Raw genomic sequence first — 15,222 nt, 5'->3', positions numbered from 1 at the left:
ACGTATGACCACTACTTCTCCAAGCTGCGTTCTCACGCACATCAGTCACACCTACCGCACTGAAGCTGGCAACGTACCAGTCTTGTCTGACATCAACATCTCACTGTTTCCAGGACAATTCGCCACTGTGGTGGGCCCTTCCGGCTCGGGGAAAACCACTCTCCTGAGCATCATGGGCCTGCTACTTGCCCCTTCAACCGGTAGCGTCATGATCGACGGTGTTGAGGCCACTGAGCTCACGACTAACGAACGTGCTCAATTTCGAGCAGGCCGTGTATCTTTTGTCTTCCAAGCATTTCACCTCATCGAACACTTGACTGTCGCTGAAAACATCGCGTTAACTCAGACCTATTCATCCTCAACACAATCCCGGGTAGATGAACTCATTGAAGCGGTGTCACTCACACACCGCGCTAACGCGTGGCCCCAGCAACTCTCAGGCGGAGAAAAGCAACGATGTGCAATTGCGCGCGCCCTCAATTCTGAAGCCAATCTGCTTCTCTGCGACGAACCTACCGGCAACCTCGACCGTGAAAACTCTGAACGCGTCGTCACAACGCTCAAAGATGTTGCGCACGTTCAAGGACGTGCTGTTGTCGTTATTACGCACGACCGCAATGTGGCAGAACAGTCGGACGTCATTTATACGATCGACAGGGGCCGGTTGCGCTCTGAGGCGAAACTGCGGTGAAACTGTTCCGCGGTTACTTGGCAAAATCGGGACGGCCAGCGCTCACAGCCGTGACCCGACGCAAACGTGGCACGATTCTCACATCGCTTGGAGTCGCAATGGGGATCTTCGCTCTCGTTGCAATGCTTGCAATGTCCACGACAGTGCAAACACAAGTATCGAGTCGTTTTACGGATCTCATGGCGACCAAGGTAGCCGTATCTGGGATCCCGGATTCGTTAGCGTCCGAGGTGGTACAAACGCGTTTCGCTGCAACGCAACCTGAATCGGCGTCACAGCATGAAGAACCTTTGGCTACAGGGATCAAGCGGGTGCGAGCGCTCAACGGTGTGAAAACCGCCGGTTTTCTACTTAAGTCGTCAGACCCACTTCCTGTTCGCGCAGCTCCTGGGACCGATCCTCTAGCGGATTCCTCTGTCATGCTTGCCGATGCCGAAACTCTAGTAGCGCACAGATTACATACTGTGTGGGGGCAACCATTCGACTCAGGGCACGTTCAGCGTGGCGCACGAGTTGCGTTCATAGGAACGACCGTGGCGCGACAGCTGGGAATCGACAACAGTGATTCGCCACGCCAAATACACGTTGGAAATGCCACCTACGCGGTAGCTGGCGTGTTTTCTAGTCCAGACCCCGCAGATGGTTTCGACGACGCAATCGTTTTGCCCCTCACGAGCGGTGCTGACTCAGGCGGACAGTTCACCTACCCTCAGTTCGTTGTGTCAACTGAACCAGGGTATGCCCGCCAAGTGTCTGTTGAGGCACCCATCGCGTTTGACCCTTACCAGCGGTACGACCTGACAAGTGAAGTTCCACCCGACCCTGAAAATCTGCGAGAGCAAGTATCCGGTGACACACAAACAATGGTGTACGCATTCGGTATCGTCGCTCTCATCATTGGGGCACTCAGCATTTCCAACACCATGCTGGCGTCAGTATTCCAACGTCGTCACGAAATCGGTGTCCGTAGTGCGCTCGGCGCTACGTCGCACGACATCGTTAACCAAATCGTGACAGAAGGTGTGATGATTGGCGCGTTCGGAGGGTTGGTGGGAGCGATAGTCGGTTTTAACGCTGTGCTCATCTTCGCCCTCGTTCAAAACTGGACGGCTGTCATACCTCTATGGCTTATTCCCTGCGGAATTATCTTGGGTGCGTGTGTGGGTGGCATTTCAAGCGTGTACCCAGCGCTCAAAGCGGCACGAATTGATCCCGTCGAAGCACTCATGGGCTGACTGGCCAGGTGCCACGACGGGGCCAATGTGCACGCACTTCTCACACAGTTCCGGATTCCCCTGAAACTGGTTTCTCAGGTGTGAGGTCATAGAACCGCTTGAGCGTGGCCTCGGACGCTGGTTTAGTCAACGCTGGTTCAGCAGGCACTCGAAACGACTCTCGCCAGCCGGAGTGTCGAAGAAGTCCAGCTTGTTTCGCTGTGGTTCGGGGCACCTACTCAAGCCTTTGATGTCAAAGATTCTTTCCCTAATGTCGGGTTTGCTTGACATGCAATGTCTAATTTCCTTAACCTTGTGTCAAACAAACTAGACACGAGGAAAGATGAGCACACAACCAAAGCCGAAAGTGAAAAGCGCCAGGCTGCTTGCCGAACTCACGCAAGCGCAGCTGGCAGCAAAAGCGGGTGTGTCGCGGCAGACGATCATTTCGATTGAACGCGGCGACTACGCCCCCAGCGTCTACTTAGCACTGTCGATCGCACAGCTGCTGGACAACACCGTCGAAGATCTTTTTCCCACAGCACAGGAGGACAACTCATGACGAACTCCACTACACCTCGTATTGACCGGATGATGGGCTACGACTCGGCAACCATGGGCGATGAACGCGAAGCGCGTATTCTGCTGCAGGCAACGTCCTTCGGCGCGGTCGTCAGCGTCTACACGGCGACCGCCGTTGCCGCCGGACTCGCGCTGACCGGCAACGGTGCGTGGGGCGCCGTCCTGCTGGTGGTGTCGTCGATCCCGTCGTTTGCCATCTACTTCTACGCCGAACGTCACGGTGTCCAGGTCGACAAGCTGCTGTCGAAGGGAACCATGGGCCAGCTGGTGTGGCCTCACGTAATCATGGGCGTGATGGTTGCCGCACTGCTGTTCGGAATCGCGTTCCATCTGACCACTGGACACCCCCTCATCCCCGTACCCGATGTCGTGCAGGGCCTTGCCGACAACTTCAGCCGCGGTGGCACTGCACCGCTGTCGCGCGGTCTGATCGGCGGAGGTATTGTCGCCCTCATCCCGATCGCCTGGGCGATCGTCTCGGTACGCCGCACCAAGACGCAGGAACCTGACCCTGCCGACATTCCCGACGAAGACTGAGCGGGCCAGCCCACGGCGCTGACAGCGGCAATAGAAACAGATCTGCTGCGGTGGGAATTCGTTCCCCACCACAGCAGATCTGGTGTTTTCAGCGGCGGTCGGCTACCACGGGATGAGCGGCAGCCCCGTCATCAACTTGCCCGAGTACCTTATCCGAGGCAACACGACGGCCGGCCTCATCAGCGGAGCCACCTTCGGAGTCGCCATCTTCCTACTCACTTGGTGGATGGATAGGCGCCGGCTCGCCAACAAGCGGAAGCAGGGCACCGCTACCGATCCCGCGGTAATCCCCGACGAGGACTGACTCCGTACCCCAGGTAAGAATCCACACCCTCACATTGCGGCACACACCCTCAATGTGCGGGCGAGAGTTAAGCGAAGAGCAGCTCGCCGAACTCCGCGAGGGCTCCCAGCCCCACGGGCTCGGCCGGCAGGAGCGGAGTCTGCGCAATAACGGCATCCACACCCACCTCGGCGCGCAGGTGGGACACCCACTGCTCCTCCATCGCGCGTCGCGCCTCGAGGAGCTCCCCAGCACCGGCGGGCACCTCGGGAGCGTATGCGCTACTCCCTCTAACGCAACTCAGTCCATCGTGACGGTTCCGGGCGCCGCCCGACTAGGGACATCAGTTCGGCGCGTGAACACCGGTTCCAGGAGCCCCATAGTCGGTATTGAATCCGAAAGCTCTGCGCTCGAGCTCTGGCAGCGATGTGTTCGAAGTTGTCGAAACGTACTGTCGAATCGAACCGGTGAATTCGCTGGTCGAGCTGTTCTTACCGTAGGCATCCGTGTAGATGAACTCCGAACCGCCACGGTTATCGACCGTCGAGTTCTGAACATAGACGTCTCGTTGCGCTCCGTTGAACGGCGAAGCGGGGTCTATCTGTTCAAGAACACCGGACATCGTCGACCACGGCCAGCCGACTGTCTTTTCTTTATCGAACAGCTGGGAGACCGGTTTTGACTCACTTCCCGAAGCAAACCGCGACGGGTTGCGCACCCCGAACCAGGGGTCGAAGCGGGCGATTGTCTTGCCGCTTGGATCCGTGATCGTCGTGTCCGACTCCCACAATTCGTAGAGTCCCCATACATCGCTAGTGTTCGGACCGTTGAGCACGTTGGCGTTGAGGCACTTCTCATCAGGAATTCGTCGCGCACCCGTGTTTGCACCCGGCAGATCGGATCCGCTGGTCTGCACCTTTTCGTCCGTGCAGTTGCGGATGTATTCGTTCGGCTGGCCGAAGGGTGTCAGCGTCGTGACAGCCATTTCGGTCCCATCACTGCAACGAACCGCATAGAACAGTTCATGAGCGTTGTTGCTCAGCGCGTCCTTCGAATGAGAGCCCTGGTGCACCTTCATAAGGTAATCGCATTCGATCGGATTGCCGGACGCATCACGCGCATAGCCCGCTCGATCAGCCCGCACCTGCTTAACGTTGTTGCGAACGATGAACTTGTGACCATAGTGATCTTCGTGCCGGTGAGGCACTGAACCGTGCTCTTCGGCGGCCACTGCAGAAACTTCGTTTGCATAGCTGAACGGAATGCCAGTTGCCTTGTCACCGGTCTTCTTAACAGCCCACTCGTAGATATCGGAAGTGCGCGGATCGTCTCCGTGTTCATGGCCGAAGGTGCACTTCTTTCCGGTAGCCGGGTCGACCGCGGAAGTCGGGTGCCACGAGTCGTAGCGCTTACCGTCGGGCCCTGTCACCGTATATTCATCGTGCAGCGAGGCTGGGCATGTGTCGTACTTTGACGGTTCCCAACCATATGTCTTGCGATCGCCGTCGTCATGGTGTTCGTGGCCATCATGCCCATCTTCTTTGCCGTGACCATCACCGCCGTTTTCATCCGCCGGCGCGCTGGGCTCGGCAGTGCCCGTAGGCGACGGTTCGCCAGTGGGAGTTGTCTCCGTAGCCGGTGCGTGTTCATGTTCTGTCGGCTTCTCCGTGGGCGCTGTAACAGGCTCAGCAGCTGCGACGGAAGCGCCACAAAAAACCAGAAGAGCACTGAATGCCGCTGCAGCCGTCGTCTTTCGATTGATTTTCACTTTGCCCTCCTGCGGAAGAGAATCATTGTGGTAATGCCGACGGCGATCAAAGCGGCACCTGCGGCAAGCGCACCGGCAAACTGCGCTCCTGTACGCGGCAACGGACTGTTGTTGTCTTGCCTCTGGGTTTCCGTGCCAACCCTTTCACCGGCCTCGGCGTTTGGATCGGTTGAAGTGCCTCCACCGCTCTCACGAGCGTCGCTTGAAGAACCGGTGTCGCCTTCTGGCTCAGATCCTTCGGGCGCTCCTGTGTCAGTATCGGCATCGCCTCCAGGAACTTCCGGCTGAGTGCCATCGGCAGGATCAGAAGTCTGCGAGGTATCCTCTGTGGGCTCTTCATCGGGATCAGGAACTGCCGAAGGCTCATCGTCGTTCCGACCCTGGGCAGGCAAATCTGCCACCCTCACGCTTCCGATGCTTCCAATTCCATCGCCGCCGGCCACAAACTGGTGCCCGGCGCGGCCGTTCATTCCTGCTACGACCCCGACACCTCGTCCCAGGCGCTCGCCTGCGGCCTCACCCTTGAGAACGGAAACGTAGTCGCTTGAAACATCATCAACAGAAATCCGCGGGGCGTTAAGCGCTCGAGTATCGAGCGCCCATGCGCGATTCGCCGAGTAGTCGCCAATCACCAGCGTGCCGGAGCCGTTTTTCTCTTGGGGAGGCAATGCGGATACCGCGAAGCCGAAGTTGCCGGCGTCCTCACCACCGTCAATCCACCATCCACGGTCCTTGCCGTCTGTTTCGACTGACTTACCGTCAGGCGCCGTTGGGTCGGTGGTAACTGTCTGCTTGGAATCGGCACCGCGGACGACTGCAACCGCGCCGTTTCGCTTTTCCGTCGCCCCACCTGGTGCACCGTCAGCACCGATGATCAGATCGTCTTTGCCGTCGTTGTCAATATCGCCGGCAGAGGCAACAGATATACCCAAGCGGTCCCGTCCACGCTCAGGGCCGTTGACAGCAAAGCCCTCGAAATCTTCGCCGAGCTTGACTTCACCCCTGACATCGCCGAATACAACCCACGCCATGCCGTGGGCGCTTCCCTCATAGCCGGCAGGCTTAGCAACATAGCCGCCCAGCACGAGGTCGGGCTTGCCGTCACCGTTGACATCTCCGGCCGGGGCGATTGTCGACAGCCCCTGTTCGGGCGCACCTTCAATTGTGGCGATAATCCGCTTGGAACCGGGAATCTCTACGGTTGCGATGTCGTCGCTTCCTGCGATCACGGTCGCCGCACCCGCCCTGTTGTTGCGCGTCAGCGAAATGACTGCGACATCGTCCTTGCCGTCACCGTCGATGTCACCGACGCCGGTTGCATAGTAGCCCGTCCTGTCATCCTGCTTGCTGGCGATAATGAAACCGCGATCACCCAGGTGATCTAGCTGAATGTGCTCGGGCTCTCTGCTACCGAAGACCACATATGCCCGCGATTCCGTGAACTGCGTGATGACAATATCGTCGATTTCGTCACCGTTGACATCACCGGCGCAGTTGACGCTAAAGCCTACGAGCGCGTCCTCTTCCGAAGGCCCTTCAATCCTGATGACTCCCGTTGTCGGGTCATCGAGTTGGCCCTGCTTCGCGCCATTGGGGATCACGTAGCCTACGCCCACTGAGCTTGCGCCCATGCGGTCCCACATCCACGCACTGGTGACTATGTCGTGTTTACCGTCGCCGGTGAAATCGCAGGAGCTCTGCGAGACGGCTGATCCCGTGGCGGCCCCCGTGGCCCCCGTCCATGTAAGCACGTCGTCGGCGGGGGCCGCTGTAGCCGAGCCCACCTCTCCGACCGCGAGTGCTGCCGTGGCCAAGAGAACGGAGGCTGCTGATGCAGCGACCCGTCTCGGCCACGTTAACGCTTGAGTTTTCATGTACTGCTTTCTGTAAGTGCCCCTGTTCAGTCGCCCGCCGATGTGTCAGCCGCCGACAGAGAGCTCCGAATCATTAGGCTAGGTTTTCCTACCCTAATGAGGTTAGCATTACCTAAGGTCATTGTGAGTGAACTTTCAACTGGCCAGACGTCCAACTTTCACCGATCAGAATCAAAACCTCCTTTCCTTCCCCAGGGCGCACGCCACAACGACCCCAATGCCGGACAACGGCTGGGTTGCGAGGTTTCACGGCATACGAAAGGGGCACAGGTAGACACCTGTGCCCCTTTCACTTATTTGAGTTCCCAGCGGCGCCCGGCAGGCACCTCGGGCGCGTACTTAACGCACCCCTGCGCGACTCAGTCCGTCGTGACGGCTCCAAATGCAGCTGAGCGCACCAGCTTGGCGTACTTGCCCAGCACACCGTGCAGGCGTGGGTTCTCCGGAATCACCCACGACTTCTTCCGCTCGGCCAACTCCTCTTCGCTCACGTCAAGTTCGATCGTGCGCGCAGCAATATCAACGCGGATCTTATCCCCGTCCTTCACGAACGCGATAGGACCACCGTCGACCGCCTCGGGAGCCACGTGCCCAATACACAGTCCAGTGGACCCACCCGAGAACCTACCGTCCGTAATCAGCAGCACATCCTTGCCGATCCCTGCACCCTTGATGGCGCCCGTGATCGCCAACATTTCACGCATACCCGGGCCACCCTTGGGACCCTCATAGCGGATCACAATCACATCGCCAGCCTTGAGTTCACCGTTAAGCACAGCGTCCATCGCGGGCTGCTCCTGGTCGAACACGCGAGCGGTACCTTCGAACACCTCGGCGTCGAACCCAGCCGACTTCACGATCGCACCTTCAGGGGCCAGCGAACCTTTCAACACGGCCAACCCACCGGTGGCGTGAATCGGGTTGTTCAGCGCCCGCAGGATCTTGCCGTCCGGGTCAGGTGGGTTGATCGACTCGAGGTTTTCAGCAACCGTCTTACCCGTCACCGTCAGTGCGTCACCGTGCAGCAGTCCCGCGTCCAGCAGGGCCTTCATGACAACTGGCACGCCGCCAATCTTGAACACGTCGTTCATGACGTACTCACCAAACGGCTTTACGTTACCCAGGTGAGGCACCTTGTCGCCGATCCGGTTGAAGTCATCCAGGCTGAGCTCCACCCCGGCTTCGTGGGCGATCGCCAGCAGGTGCAGCACCGCGTTGGTGGACCCACCAAAGGCCATGACCACAGAGATCGCGTTTTCAAATGCTTCACGTGTGAGGATGTCGAGCGTGGTGATGCCCTTGCGCAGAAGCTCCACAACGGCCTCGCCGGATTGACGCGCAAACACGTTGCGGTTCCGGTGGATCGCAGGCGGGGCGGCTGAACCCGGCAGGGACAAGCCCAGCGCTTCAGCGGCACTGGCCATGGTGTTAGCGGTGTACATACCACCGCACGCACCCTCACCAGGGCACACGGCGCGTTCAATCGCGTCGACGTCGGCCTCGGTCATCTTGCCTGCACGGCACGCACCCACCGCTTCGAATGCGTCGATGAGCGTGACTTCTTTTTCCGTTCCGTCCGAAAGTTTGGCCGTACCCGGCATGATCGAACCGTTGTACAGGAACACGCTGGACAGGCCCAGGCGTGCAGCCGCCATGAGCATTCCGGGAATCGACTTGTCACACCCGGCCAGCAACACTGAACCGTCCAGGCGTTCAGCACCAAACACGGTCTCTACCGAGTCGGCGATGATTTCACGCGACACCAGCGAATAGTGCATGCCTTCATGCCCCATGGAGATGCCGTCGGACACCGAAATCGTGCCGAACTCCAGCGGGTATCCCCCACCGGCGTGCACGCCTTCTTTAGCGAACCCGGCCAGCCGTTCCAGTGACAGGTTGCACGGGGTGATTTCGTTCCATGAACTCGCCACACCGATCTGGGGCTTATCCCAGTCGTCGTCGCCCATTCCCACGGCGCGCAACATGCCTCGCGCAGCGGCTCGTTCCAGGCCGTCGGTGACGTCGCGGGACCGTGGCTTGATGTCTACTTTGTTATCTGAAGCACTCATGCCTGAAGTCTAGCCCGGGTGCCGCGCGTCTCATTTATTGCCCCACCATGTGGTATGGGCGGGGCCGGCGCTCAGGCGCGCCGGGCCATCACCCAGCGCGCCTGAGCTCACCCCTCAACGACGTTGATGAGTGGCTCGCCTGCGATGATTCGGCGAACCTGTTCCGTGAGCATCTGTTCAATACGGGGTTCAAACGCCGAGGTATCCCCTCCCACGTGCGGTGTGATGAGGGTATTTGGGGTCCCCCACAGTGGGTGTTCGTGTGGCAGGGGTTCGGGGTCGACCACGTCGAGTGCCGCAGACAGGCGCCCTGCACGCAGTTCGGCGACCAAAGCGTCAGTGTCGACAACCTTGCCACGCCCCACGTTTACCACCAGCGCGTTGTCCGGTAGCTGGCTGAGGAACTCCGCGTCAATGAGCTTTTCGGTCTGCTTGGTGAGCGGGGTTACCGCAATAACGACCTCGGTGTGTGGCAACAGTTTAGGCAGGTCTTCCGGCCCGTAGATACGCCCGTGCTCATCCGTGCGAGCGTGCGAGGCCACGCGCGTGATGTGCGCTTCAAATGGGACCAGACGCTGGCGGATCGCTTCACCGATCCCACCGGCACCCAGAATCATGACGCGCCGGTCAGCCAACGAACGCATACGCGCGTGGTTCCACGACCTCGAAGCCATGCTGCGTACCGCTGTATCGATTCCGCGCAGGCTGGCCAGTGCGAGGCCCACGGCCAGTTCCGCTGTGGCGGCAGCGTGGACGCCCGAGGCGGTCGCCACCGTGGTGTTCGTGCCCACCAGGTCTGCGACCAGGTCGTACCCGGTGGTCTGCGTCTGTACGAGCTTCAGGTTTGGCAACTCCCCCAGCCGGTCCACGGTGGGCTGAGCGTCAATGTAGGGCAGGATGATCGCGTCGATGGCCGCGCGGTTCACTTCTACCGTGGGGTTTTCTGCCGACCACACAACAAACTCAATTCCAGTCTGCTGGTGATCGGTGATGCGTCCATCTACTTTGGCCAAAATGTCAGGGTCGGGGAAAGCGATTGTGCGAATATCCAGTGTCGACATGTTTCCATTATGTGCAGGCGTGTCAAGGCCCACACAATCACGCGTCCACGTGCTGAGCGTTCAACGTCCCGCTCCGCATACGGGCGTGGCGCACGCTAAGCACAACCACCCACGCGCATATCAACACCAGCGACAGCCTCTGCACGGCACCTGCCCAACCCACATGCGGAACCAGCGCCAAAACCCCACTGACTCCCAGCAAAACCAACAATGCAACGTTGAGAACAACAGGCAAGCTCGCAAAACTCCGCCCGGAGCGCACCAACATGACAATGTCGGCAATCACGGCCCCAGCGAACCCAAAGCCCACCAGGGCCGAGGTCACCGAGTGCAACTGATGGGCAAGACCCACGGTGCCTGCGACCTCGGCGGCGGCACATTCTTCACTCAGACTGGGTGCACATTCATACGAAAGCAAGGTGTCCCCCACCGTGGCCGCACCGGCCACAACCAAACCGGCGCACAGCATGAGCGACAGCGCGTGCCGTCTGCGCAGGAACACGCCCAGAACCACCAGGAGCAGACCGGCCACCGCGTCGCCCACGCGAATCAGCACGGCACCGGGCCTGCCCCACACTGCGTATTCGGATACGAACGAATGCAACACGTCCAGCTGCGGGTCGATCGCCAAAAGAACCGTCCACGTCGAATAGCTCAACGTGAACAGGACTGCCACAACGATGAAACGCACACCCACCTCCTCGAGACAGTGTAGATGGGTGTGCGTGTTTTAGAGTCAGTGCGTCGCTTGGACAGGTACCCCAGGGCGGGCCAACTTCGCCCCGCTCAAATCCAGATGGCGGGGTCCTCGAGCACGTGGTTCTGGGGAGTGTCGGTCCCCTTGGGTGCGCGGTTCTTGGCGGGAACGCCGACGGCCACGTGGTTGGCGGGCACGTCCTTGACCACAACCGCGTTGGCACCTACGGAAGCGCCGTCGCCTACGGTGATGGGCCCCAGGATCTTCGCCCCGGCCCCCACCAGCACGTTGTTCCCAAGCGTGGGGTGGCGTTTGGTCTGTTCCATGGAGGTGCCGCCCAGCGTGACCTGCTGGTACAGCATGACGTCGTCGCCGATCTCAGCAGTGGCCCCCACCACGATCCCATCGGCGTGGTCGATGAAGAACCTACGCCCGATCTTTGCCGCCGGGTGGATCTCAACCCCGGTCAGGGTGCGCACGGCTTGGGACAGGATCCGCGCGGGCACTTCACCGCCTGGCATTTTGTTGAGTTCGTGCAACCCGCGGTAGGCCCACACGGCGTGCAGGCCCGGGTAGCTGACCGCGGTGACGAAGTCGCTACGCACGGCAGGGTCGCGCCTGCGGGCGGTGTCCAGGTCTTCGCGTAGGGCAGCGCGGGCGCGCTTGCCCACTGTGGTGGCCGAGGTGGCAGCAACTACCGCTGCCCCTACCCCGGCCATCACGGCGAGTTTCTTGAGAAAACTCATGCGTCCATGTACTCCGCGAACAGTGGAGTGGACAGGTAGCGTTCACCGAACGATGGAATGATGACAACGACGCGCTTGCCCTTGTTTTCTGGGCGTGCGGCAACCCGCTTGGCGGCGTTGATGGCTGCACCGGAGGAGATTCCCACGAGCAGACCTTCAGCTTTTGCGGTTTCGCGTGCGGTTTCAAGCGCTACTTCGTTTTCAACGGTGACAACTTCGTCGATGATGTCGCGGTTGAGGACACCTGGAATGAAGTTTGCACCGATTCCCTGGATGGCGTGTGGGCCAGCCTTACCTTCTGACAGGAGTGGCGAAGCGGCTGGTTCTACGGCAACGACCTGGACGTCCTTGTTCTTTTCTTTGAGGACTTCGCCCACACCGGTGATGGTTCCGCCGGTTCCGATTCCGGCAACGAAGATGTCGACTTCGCCGTCGGTGTCGTTGAGGATTTCCTGCGCGGTGGTGTCGCGGTGGACCTGTGCATTGGCTTCGTTTTCGAACTGGCGAACCAGAACCGCGTTGTCTTGTGAGCCGATTTCTTCAGCCTTTGCGACAGCACCCTTCATGCCGTCGGCCTTGGGGGTGAGAACGAGTTCAGCACCGAATGCACGAAGCAGGGCGCGACGTTCTTTCGACATGGATTCTGGCATTGTGAGGACTACACGGTATCCGCGTGAAGCTCCGACCATGGCCAGGGCGATTCCGGTGTTTCCGCTGGTTGCTTCGACGATTGTTCCGCCTTCGCGCAGTTCGCCTGACTTTTCAGCGGCGTCGATCATGGCAACCCCAATGCGGTCTTTCACCGAGTTGGCAGGGTTGTAAAATTCGAGCTTTCCAACGATTTCCGCGCCAGTTTCTTCACTGGCCTTCTGAAGTTTGACAAGTGGAGTGCGGCCAACGACTTCTGAAACGTTCGCGTAAATGTTCACCAGCGGTCCTTTCTTTGGTGTCTGTTTGTACCCGGACCGCGCATGGAGGTGATCAGGCGGTCCTTCACACCAGCCAATGGCTTCAGCTGTTGTTAATGCGTCATCATGCGTAACGCAACAGCTTCCTACTATATTCCACGGTGGCAGAAATGTATTCAGCACTATGATGTAACCCATGGCTATCCACCCGATTGTTGTCTATGGCGAACCTGTTCTGCACCGAAAAGCTGACCCTGTCACGGAGTTTGGCGATGAGCTCCACACACTGGTCGCTGGCATGTATGAAACCCTCGCAGCGTCTAACGGGGTTGGTTTGGCTGCACCACAAATTGGGGTGGGCAAGCAGATTTACGTGTACGACGCTGACGACGAAGTCGCCGGTGTGAGGCGTCGCGGCGTTTTCATCAACCCAGTTTTGGTGGCGTCGAAGGTTCCCACCACCAACCCGGACCCCAGCGAGGACACGGAAGGGTGCTTGTCAGTTCCGGCTTTGGACTACCCGCTGAAACGGGCCGATAAAGTGACCGTCACCGGTGTTGATGAGAACAACCAACCGGTGTCGCTCAGTGTTGAAGGCTGGTTCGCCCGCATCATGCAGCACGAATTCGACCACTTGCAGGGAACCCTGTACGTGGACCGGTTAGACACCAGGTGGGCTAAGCGATGGAAGAAGGAACAGAAGAAGCACGGGTATAACGTCCCAGGGAACTCATGGCTTCCCGGCACCGACCCCGACCCGTTTGGTCACGGCCAGTAACCGGATCGACCACGCTCACGTTGCACCGTTTCAGTTGATCGCTTTGCCTTCGCGTTCGGCTTGCGCCAGTTTCCGGTCCAGGTCATCAAAGTTATCGAACTCTTCGACCGATTCCTCAAGCTCTCCCAGCATGCCCCGGATCGCATCCGCGTGTGACTCAGCTTCGAGGTTGAGGTCACTGAACTGCTTCTGCGCAGTGTCGTCGTTGACGGTACGCGATAGCACGTCAAGCACCTGTTCACCCAGTTCGCGCGATTCTTCCGTGCTGTCCAGCTGAACCAACTGCACGGACAGTTTCCGCAACTGTTCCAAGTACCCGTGCATCGACTCAACGCGGCGGGCCAGCGAAGCGAACGCTTTAGCCAGGTTCCGCTGGTACACATCGATCCGAGCGTCCAGGTGTGGTTGCCGAATGCTCTCGAGCTTCTGACGCAGTTCGTACAGCTCACGCAACCGCTCACCAATGGACGCGACTGCGAAATCCAGATCAACCCGGCTCACGTGGCCTTCCAGCGCAGGGTGTGTCCATGCGCGAGTGCCCACAATGGCCTGCGAGATTGTCACCGCGAGGTGGAAAAGCCTCTGTTCATCGGTGTCACGGCCATTGGCGCCAGGAATGTATCCCAAGTCGAATGGCGTGATCCACCGGACGTGTGGTGCTTGTTTAAGTTGCTTGCCGGTCAACCGTTTGGGGTCGCGCAAGAACCGGCTCCCGGTGAAGATGCCCACGCCGGCTGTGGCTAACGCGGCGACCCCGGTAAACGCCGAGGTGGTGGCAATGGCAGCCGTGTCGGCGAACGCAAGTGCGATAAGCGCGGTTGATCCGAAGAAGCCCGTAGTGGCGGCACCTGCGCCGGTGGTTGTTGCGAACACCAACTTGGAGCGGATCAGGTTACGGCTGTAGCGCTGTGGGAATACCTGCTGTGAAAGCACAGAAGAGTTCAGGTCGTAGCCGCGGGCTTTCCACACGTCGATAACTGATTCGGGGACGCTTCCCGGGACGAGCACGCGGTACCGAGGAACGTGTCCGCGACACTCTTGTTTCCACAACTCACGCCAGTGAACCATATTGCTCCTTCCGCATACTTCATTGTAGTTCGGTGCCCTGAATTCTAGCTGGGTACACACAGCTGTGGCCCGACCGTTTTGGTCGGGCCACAGGCGTGCGCGTCTTACATTGGCTACTAGGCGACTCCGTTGTAGCGGATTGGTTGGCCAACACCCTGGCTGGTCAGTTCGTCCTTGGTTGCGTGGCGGGTGTTTGGCGCGTCTGTGCCTGACGCTCCTCCCCCGTGTTCGAGCAGTTCGAGCGAACCGTCTGGGTTCACGGCCTTGACCAGCACAATGTGGTCTGGCCCGGTCACGGCATCACCTGGCTGAAGTTCTTCCCAGGCAATGTTGTGGGCGACACCGTTTGGAACGAATCCGCCTGATACGTCACCTGGTGCCCCTGAGTTCCATGCGTAAGCAACGAATCCGGAGCAGTCCTGTCGGTAATCCTCAAAGAAGTCTTTCTGCGAGTAGAAGGGGGCCTTGGCCATGCGGTCTTCAGCGCGCTGGATGATTTCGTCGCGACTGATGCCTTGCCCCGCGGCCTGCGCCTGTGTGGGGGTTCCCGAGGTGTTGTCAGCTGGCGTTGCTGCCTGTGCGGCGCCGGTCGCAGCGAGGAGGCTTCCACCGCCGATTGCGATTGCAAGCGCTCCGTGTGTGAGAGTTCGTGTTAGATCTTTTTTGAGCATGTCACTCTCCATAATCTAGACGTCCTGGGGGGATTTCCAGGCGTGAATCACGCTACGCCGGTGTTGGAGCATTCGGGGTGGTTCGGTAGCGAAAGTGGCCCCATTTTCATTCTCTTTTAAGCGCACAGCATCGTTTCCGAATGCTCGCACAGAAGCCCCTTACTGGAGCTTTACCGTTCGAATTTCAAAGGAGGGGTGACACTCCCGAGGTCGTAGCAGCTTCCAGCGACACCGTCCTAGGGAGGTAATGGAAAAGCGAGTGGTCCGGCGCAAGA

15 protein-coding genes are annotated in these 15,222 nt (G+C 59.4%); 5 read left to right on the top strand and 10 right to left on the bottom strand.

The window, feature by feature from the left end:
- Window positions 1-4 precede the first annotated feature (4 nt).
- The 4 genes from QP868_RS10375 (at window position 5) to QP868_RS10360 (ending at window position 3,024) form a co-directional block, all read left to right on the top strand.
- Window positions 5-691 (top strand): ABC transporter ATP-binding protein, encoded by a 687-nt coding sequence (locus QP868_RS10375; protein ID WP_284926492.1) that lies wholly within the window; start codon window positions 5-7, stop codon window positions 689-691.
- Complete coding sequence (locus QP868_RS10370) at window positions 688-1,926, top strand: ABC transporter permease (protein ID WP_284926490.1); 1,239 nt, start codon at window positions 688-690, stop codon at window positions 1,924-1,926. The genes QP868_RS10375 and QP868_RS10370 overlap by 4 nt, the downstream gene beginning before the upstream one ends.
- Before the next feature lie 322 nt (window positions 1,927-2,248).
- Window positions 2,249-2,467 carry a helix-turn-helix transcriptional regulator gene (locus QP868_RS10365; protein ID WP_284926489.1) on the top strand — a complete coding sequence of 73 codons (219 nt, stop codon included), beginning with the start codon at window positions 2,249-2,251 and terminating at the stop codon, window positions 2,465-2,467.
- On the top strand, window positions 2,464-3,024 hold the full coding sequence (locus QP868_RS10360; protein ID WP_284926488.1) for a hypothetical protein: 561 nt from the start codon (window positions 2,464-2,466) through the stop codon (window positions 3,022-3,024). Before QP868_RS10365 ends, QP868_RS10360 begins: the two co-directional genes overlap by 4 nt.
- Before the next feature lie 371 nt (window positions 3,025-3,395).
- On the opposite strand, the gene QP868_RS10355 is transcribed toward QP868_RS10360, so the two are convergent.
- The 8 genes from QP868_RS10355 to cysK all read right to left on the bottom strand — a co-directional run bounded on the left by QP868_RS10355 (window position 3,396) and on the right by cysK (window position 12,451).
- Window positions 3,396-3,530: a hypothetical protein gene (locus QP868_RS10355; RefSeq protein ID WP_284926487.1), complete on the bottom strand. Its 135-nt coding sequence runs from the start codon at window positions 3,528-3,530 to the stop codon at window positions 3,396-3,398.
- 120 nt (window positions 3,531-3,650) lie between these two features.
- Entirely contained in the window at window positions 3,651-5,075 is a 1,425-nt protein-coding gene (locus tag QP868_RS10350; protein WP_284926485.1) for an ICP22 family protein, read from the bottom strand.
- Window positions 5,072-6,949, bottom strand: a complete 1,878-nt coding sequence (locus QP868_RS10345) for a VCBS repeat-containing protein (protein ID WP_284926483.1) — start codon at window positions 6,947-6,949, stop codon at window positions 5,072-5,074. Before QP868_RS10345 ends, QP868_RS10350 begins: the two co-directional genes overlap by 4 nt.
- Before the next feature lie 359 nt (window positions 6,950-7,308).
- Entirely contained in the window at window positions 7,309-9,018 is a 1,710-nt protein-coding gene (ilvD, locus tag QP868_RS10340; RefSeq protein ID WP_284926482.1) for a dihydroxy-acid dehydratase, read from the bottom strand.
- 107 nt (window positions 9,019-9,125) lie between these two features.
- Window positions 9,126-10,079: a 2-hydroxyacid dehydrogenase gene (locus QP868_RS10335; protein WP_284926481.1), complete on the bottom strand. Its 954-nt coding sequence runs from the start codon at window positions 10,077-10,079 to the stop codon at window positions 9,126-9,128.
- 37 nt (window positions 10,080-10,116) lie between these two features.
- Window positions 10,117-10,770 carry a DUF998 domain-containing protein gene (locus QP868_RS10330; protein ID WP_284926480.1) on the bottom strand — a complete coding sequence of 218 codons (654 nt, stop codon included), beginning with the start codon at window positions 10,768-10,770 and terminating at the stop codon, window positions 10,117-10,119.
- 95 nt (window positions 10,771-10,865) lie between these two features.
- Window positions 10,866-11,522 carry a serine O-acetyltransferase gene (cysE, locus tag QP868_RS10325; RefSeq protein WP_284926479.1) on the bottom strand — a complete coding sequence of 219 codons (657 nt, stop codon included), beginning with the start codon at window positions 11,520-11,522 and terminating at the stop codon, window positions 10,866-10,868.
- Window positions 11,519-12,451, bottom strand: a complete 933-nt coding sequence (cysK, locus tag QP868_RS10320; RefSeq protein ID WP_284926477.1) for a cysteine synthase A — start codon at window positions 12,449-12,451, stop codon at window positions 11,519-11,521. Before cysK ends, cysE begins: the two co-directional genes overlap by 4 nt.
- A gap of 175 nt (window positions 12,452-12,626) precedes the next feature.
- Here cysK and def point away from each other — a divergent pair, with 175 nt between their 5' ends.
- Window positions 12,627-13,208 carry a peptide deformylase gene (gene def / locus QP868_RS10315; RefSeq protein WP_284926476.1) on the top strand — a complete coding sequence of 194 codons (582 nt, stop codon included), beginning with the start codon at window positions 12,627-12,629 and terminating at the stop codon, window positions 13,206-13,208.
- 30 nt (window positions 13,209-13,238) lie between these two features.
- On the opposite strand, the gene QP868_RS10310 is transcribed toward def, so the two are convergent.
- Window positions 13,239-14,276, bottom strand: coding sequence for a hypothetical protein (locus tag QP868_RS10310; RefSeq protein ID WP_284926475.1), 1,038 nt, complete (start codon window positions 14,274-14,276; stop codon window positions 13,239-13,241).
- Between the two features lie 116 nt (window positions 14,277-14,392).
- Window positions 14,393-14,947: a hypothetical protein gene (locus QP868_RS10305; RefSeq protein WP_284926474.1), complete on the bottom strand. Its 555-nt coding sequence runs from the start codon at window positions 14,945-14,947 to the stop codon at window positions 14,393-14,395.
- Window positions 14,948-15,222 lie beyond the last annotated feature (275 nt).

This window comes from Brevibacterium sp. UMB1308A (assembly GCF_030230605.1).
Lineage (GTDB): Bacteria > Actinomycetota > Actinomycetes > Actinomycetales > Brevibacteriaceae > Brevibacterium.
This window is presented reverse-complemented; position numbering and strand designations above follow the sequence as displayed.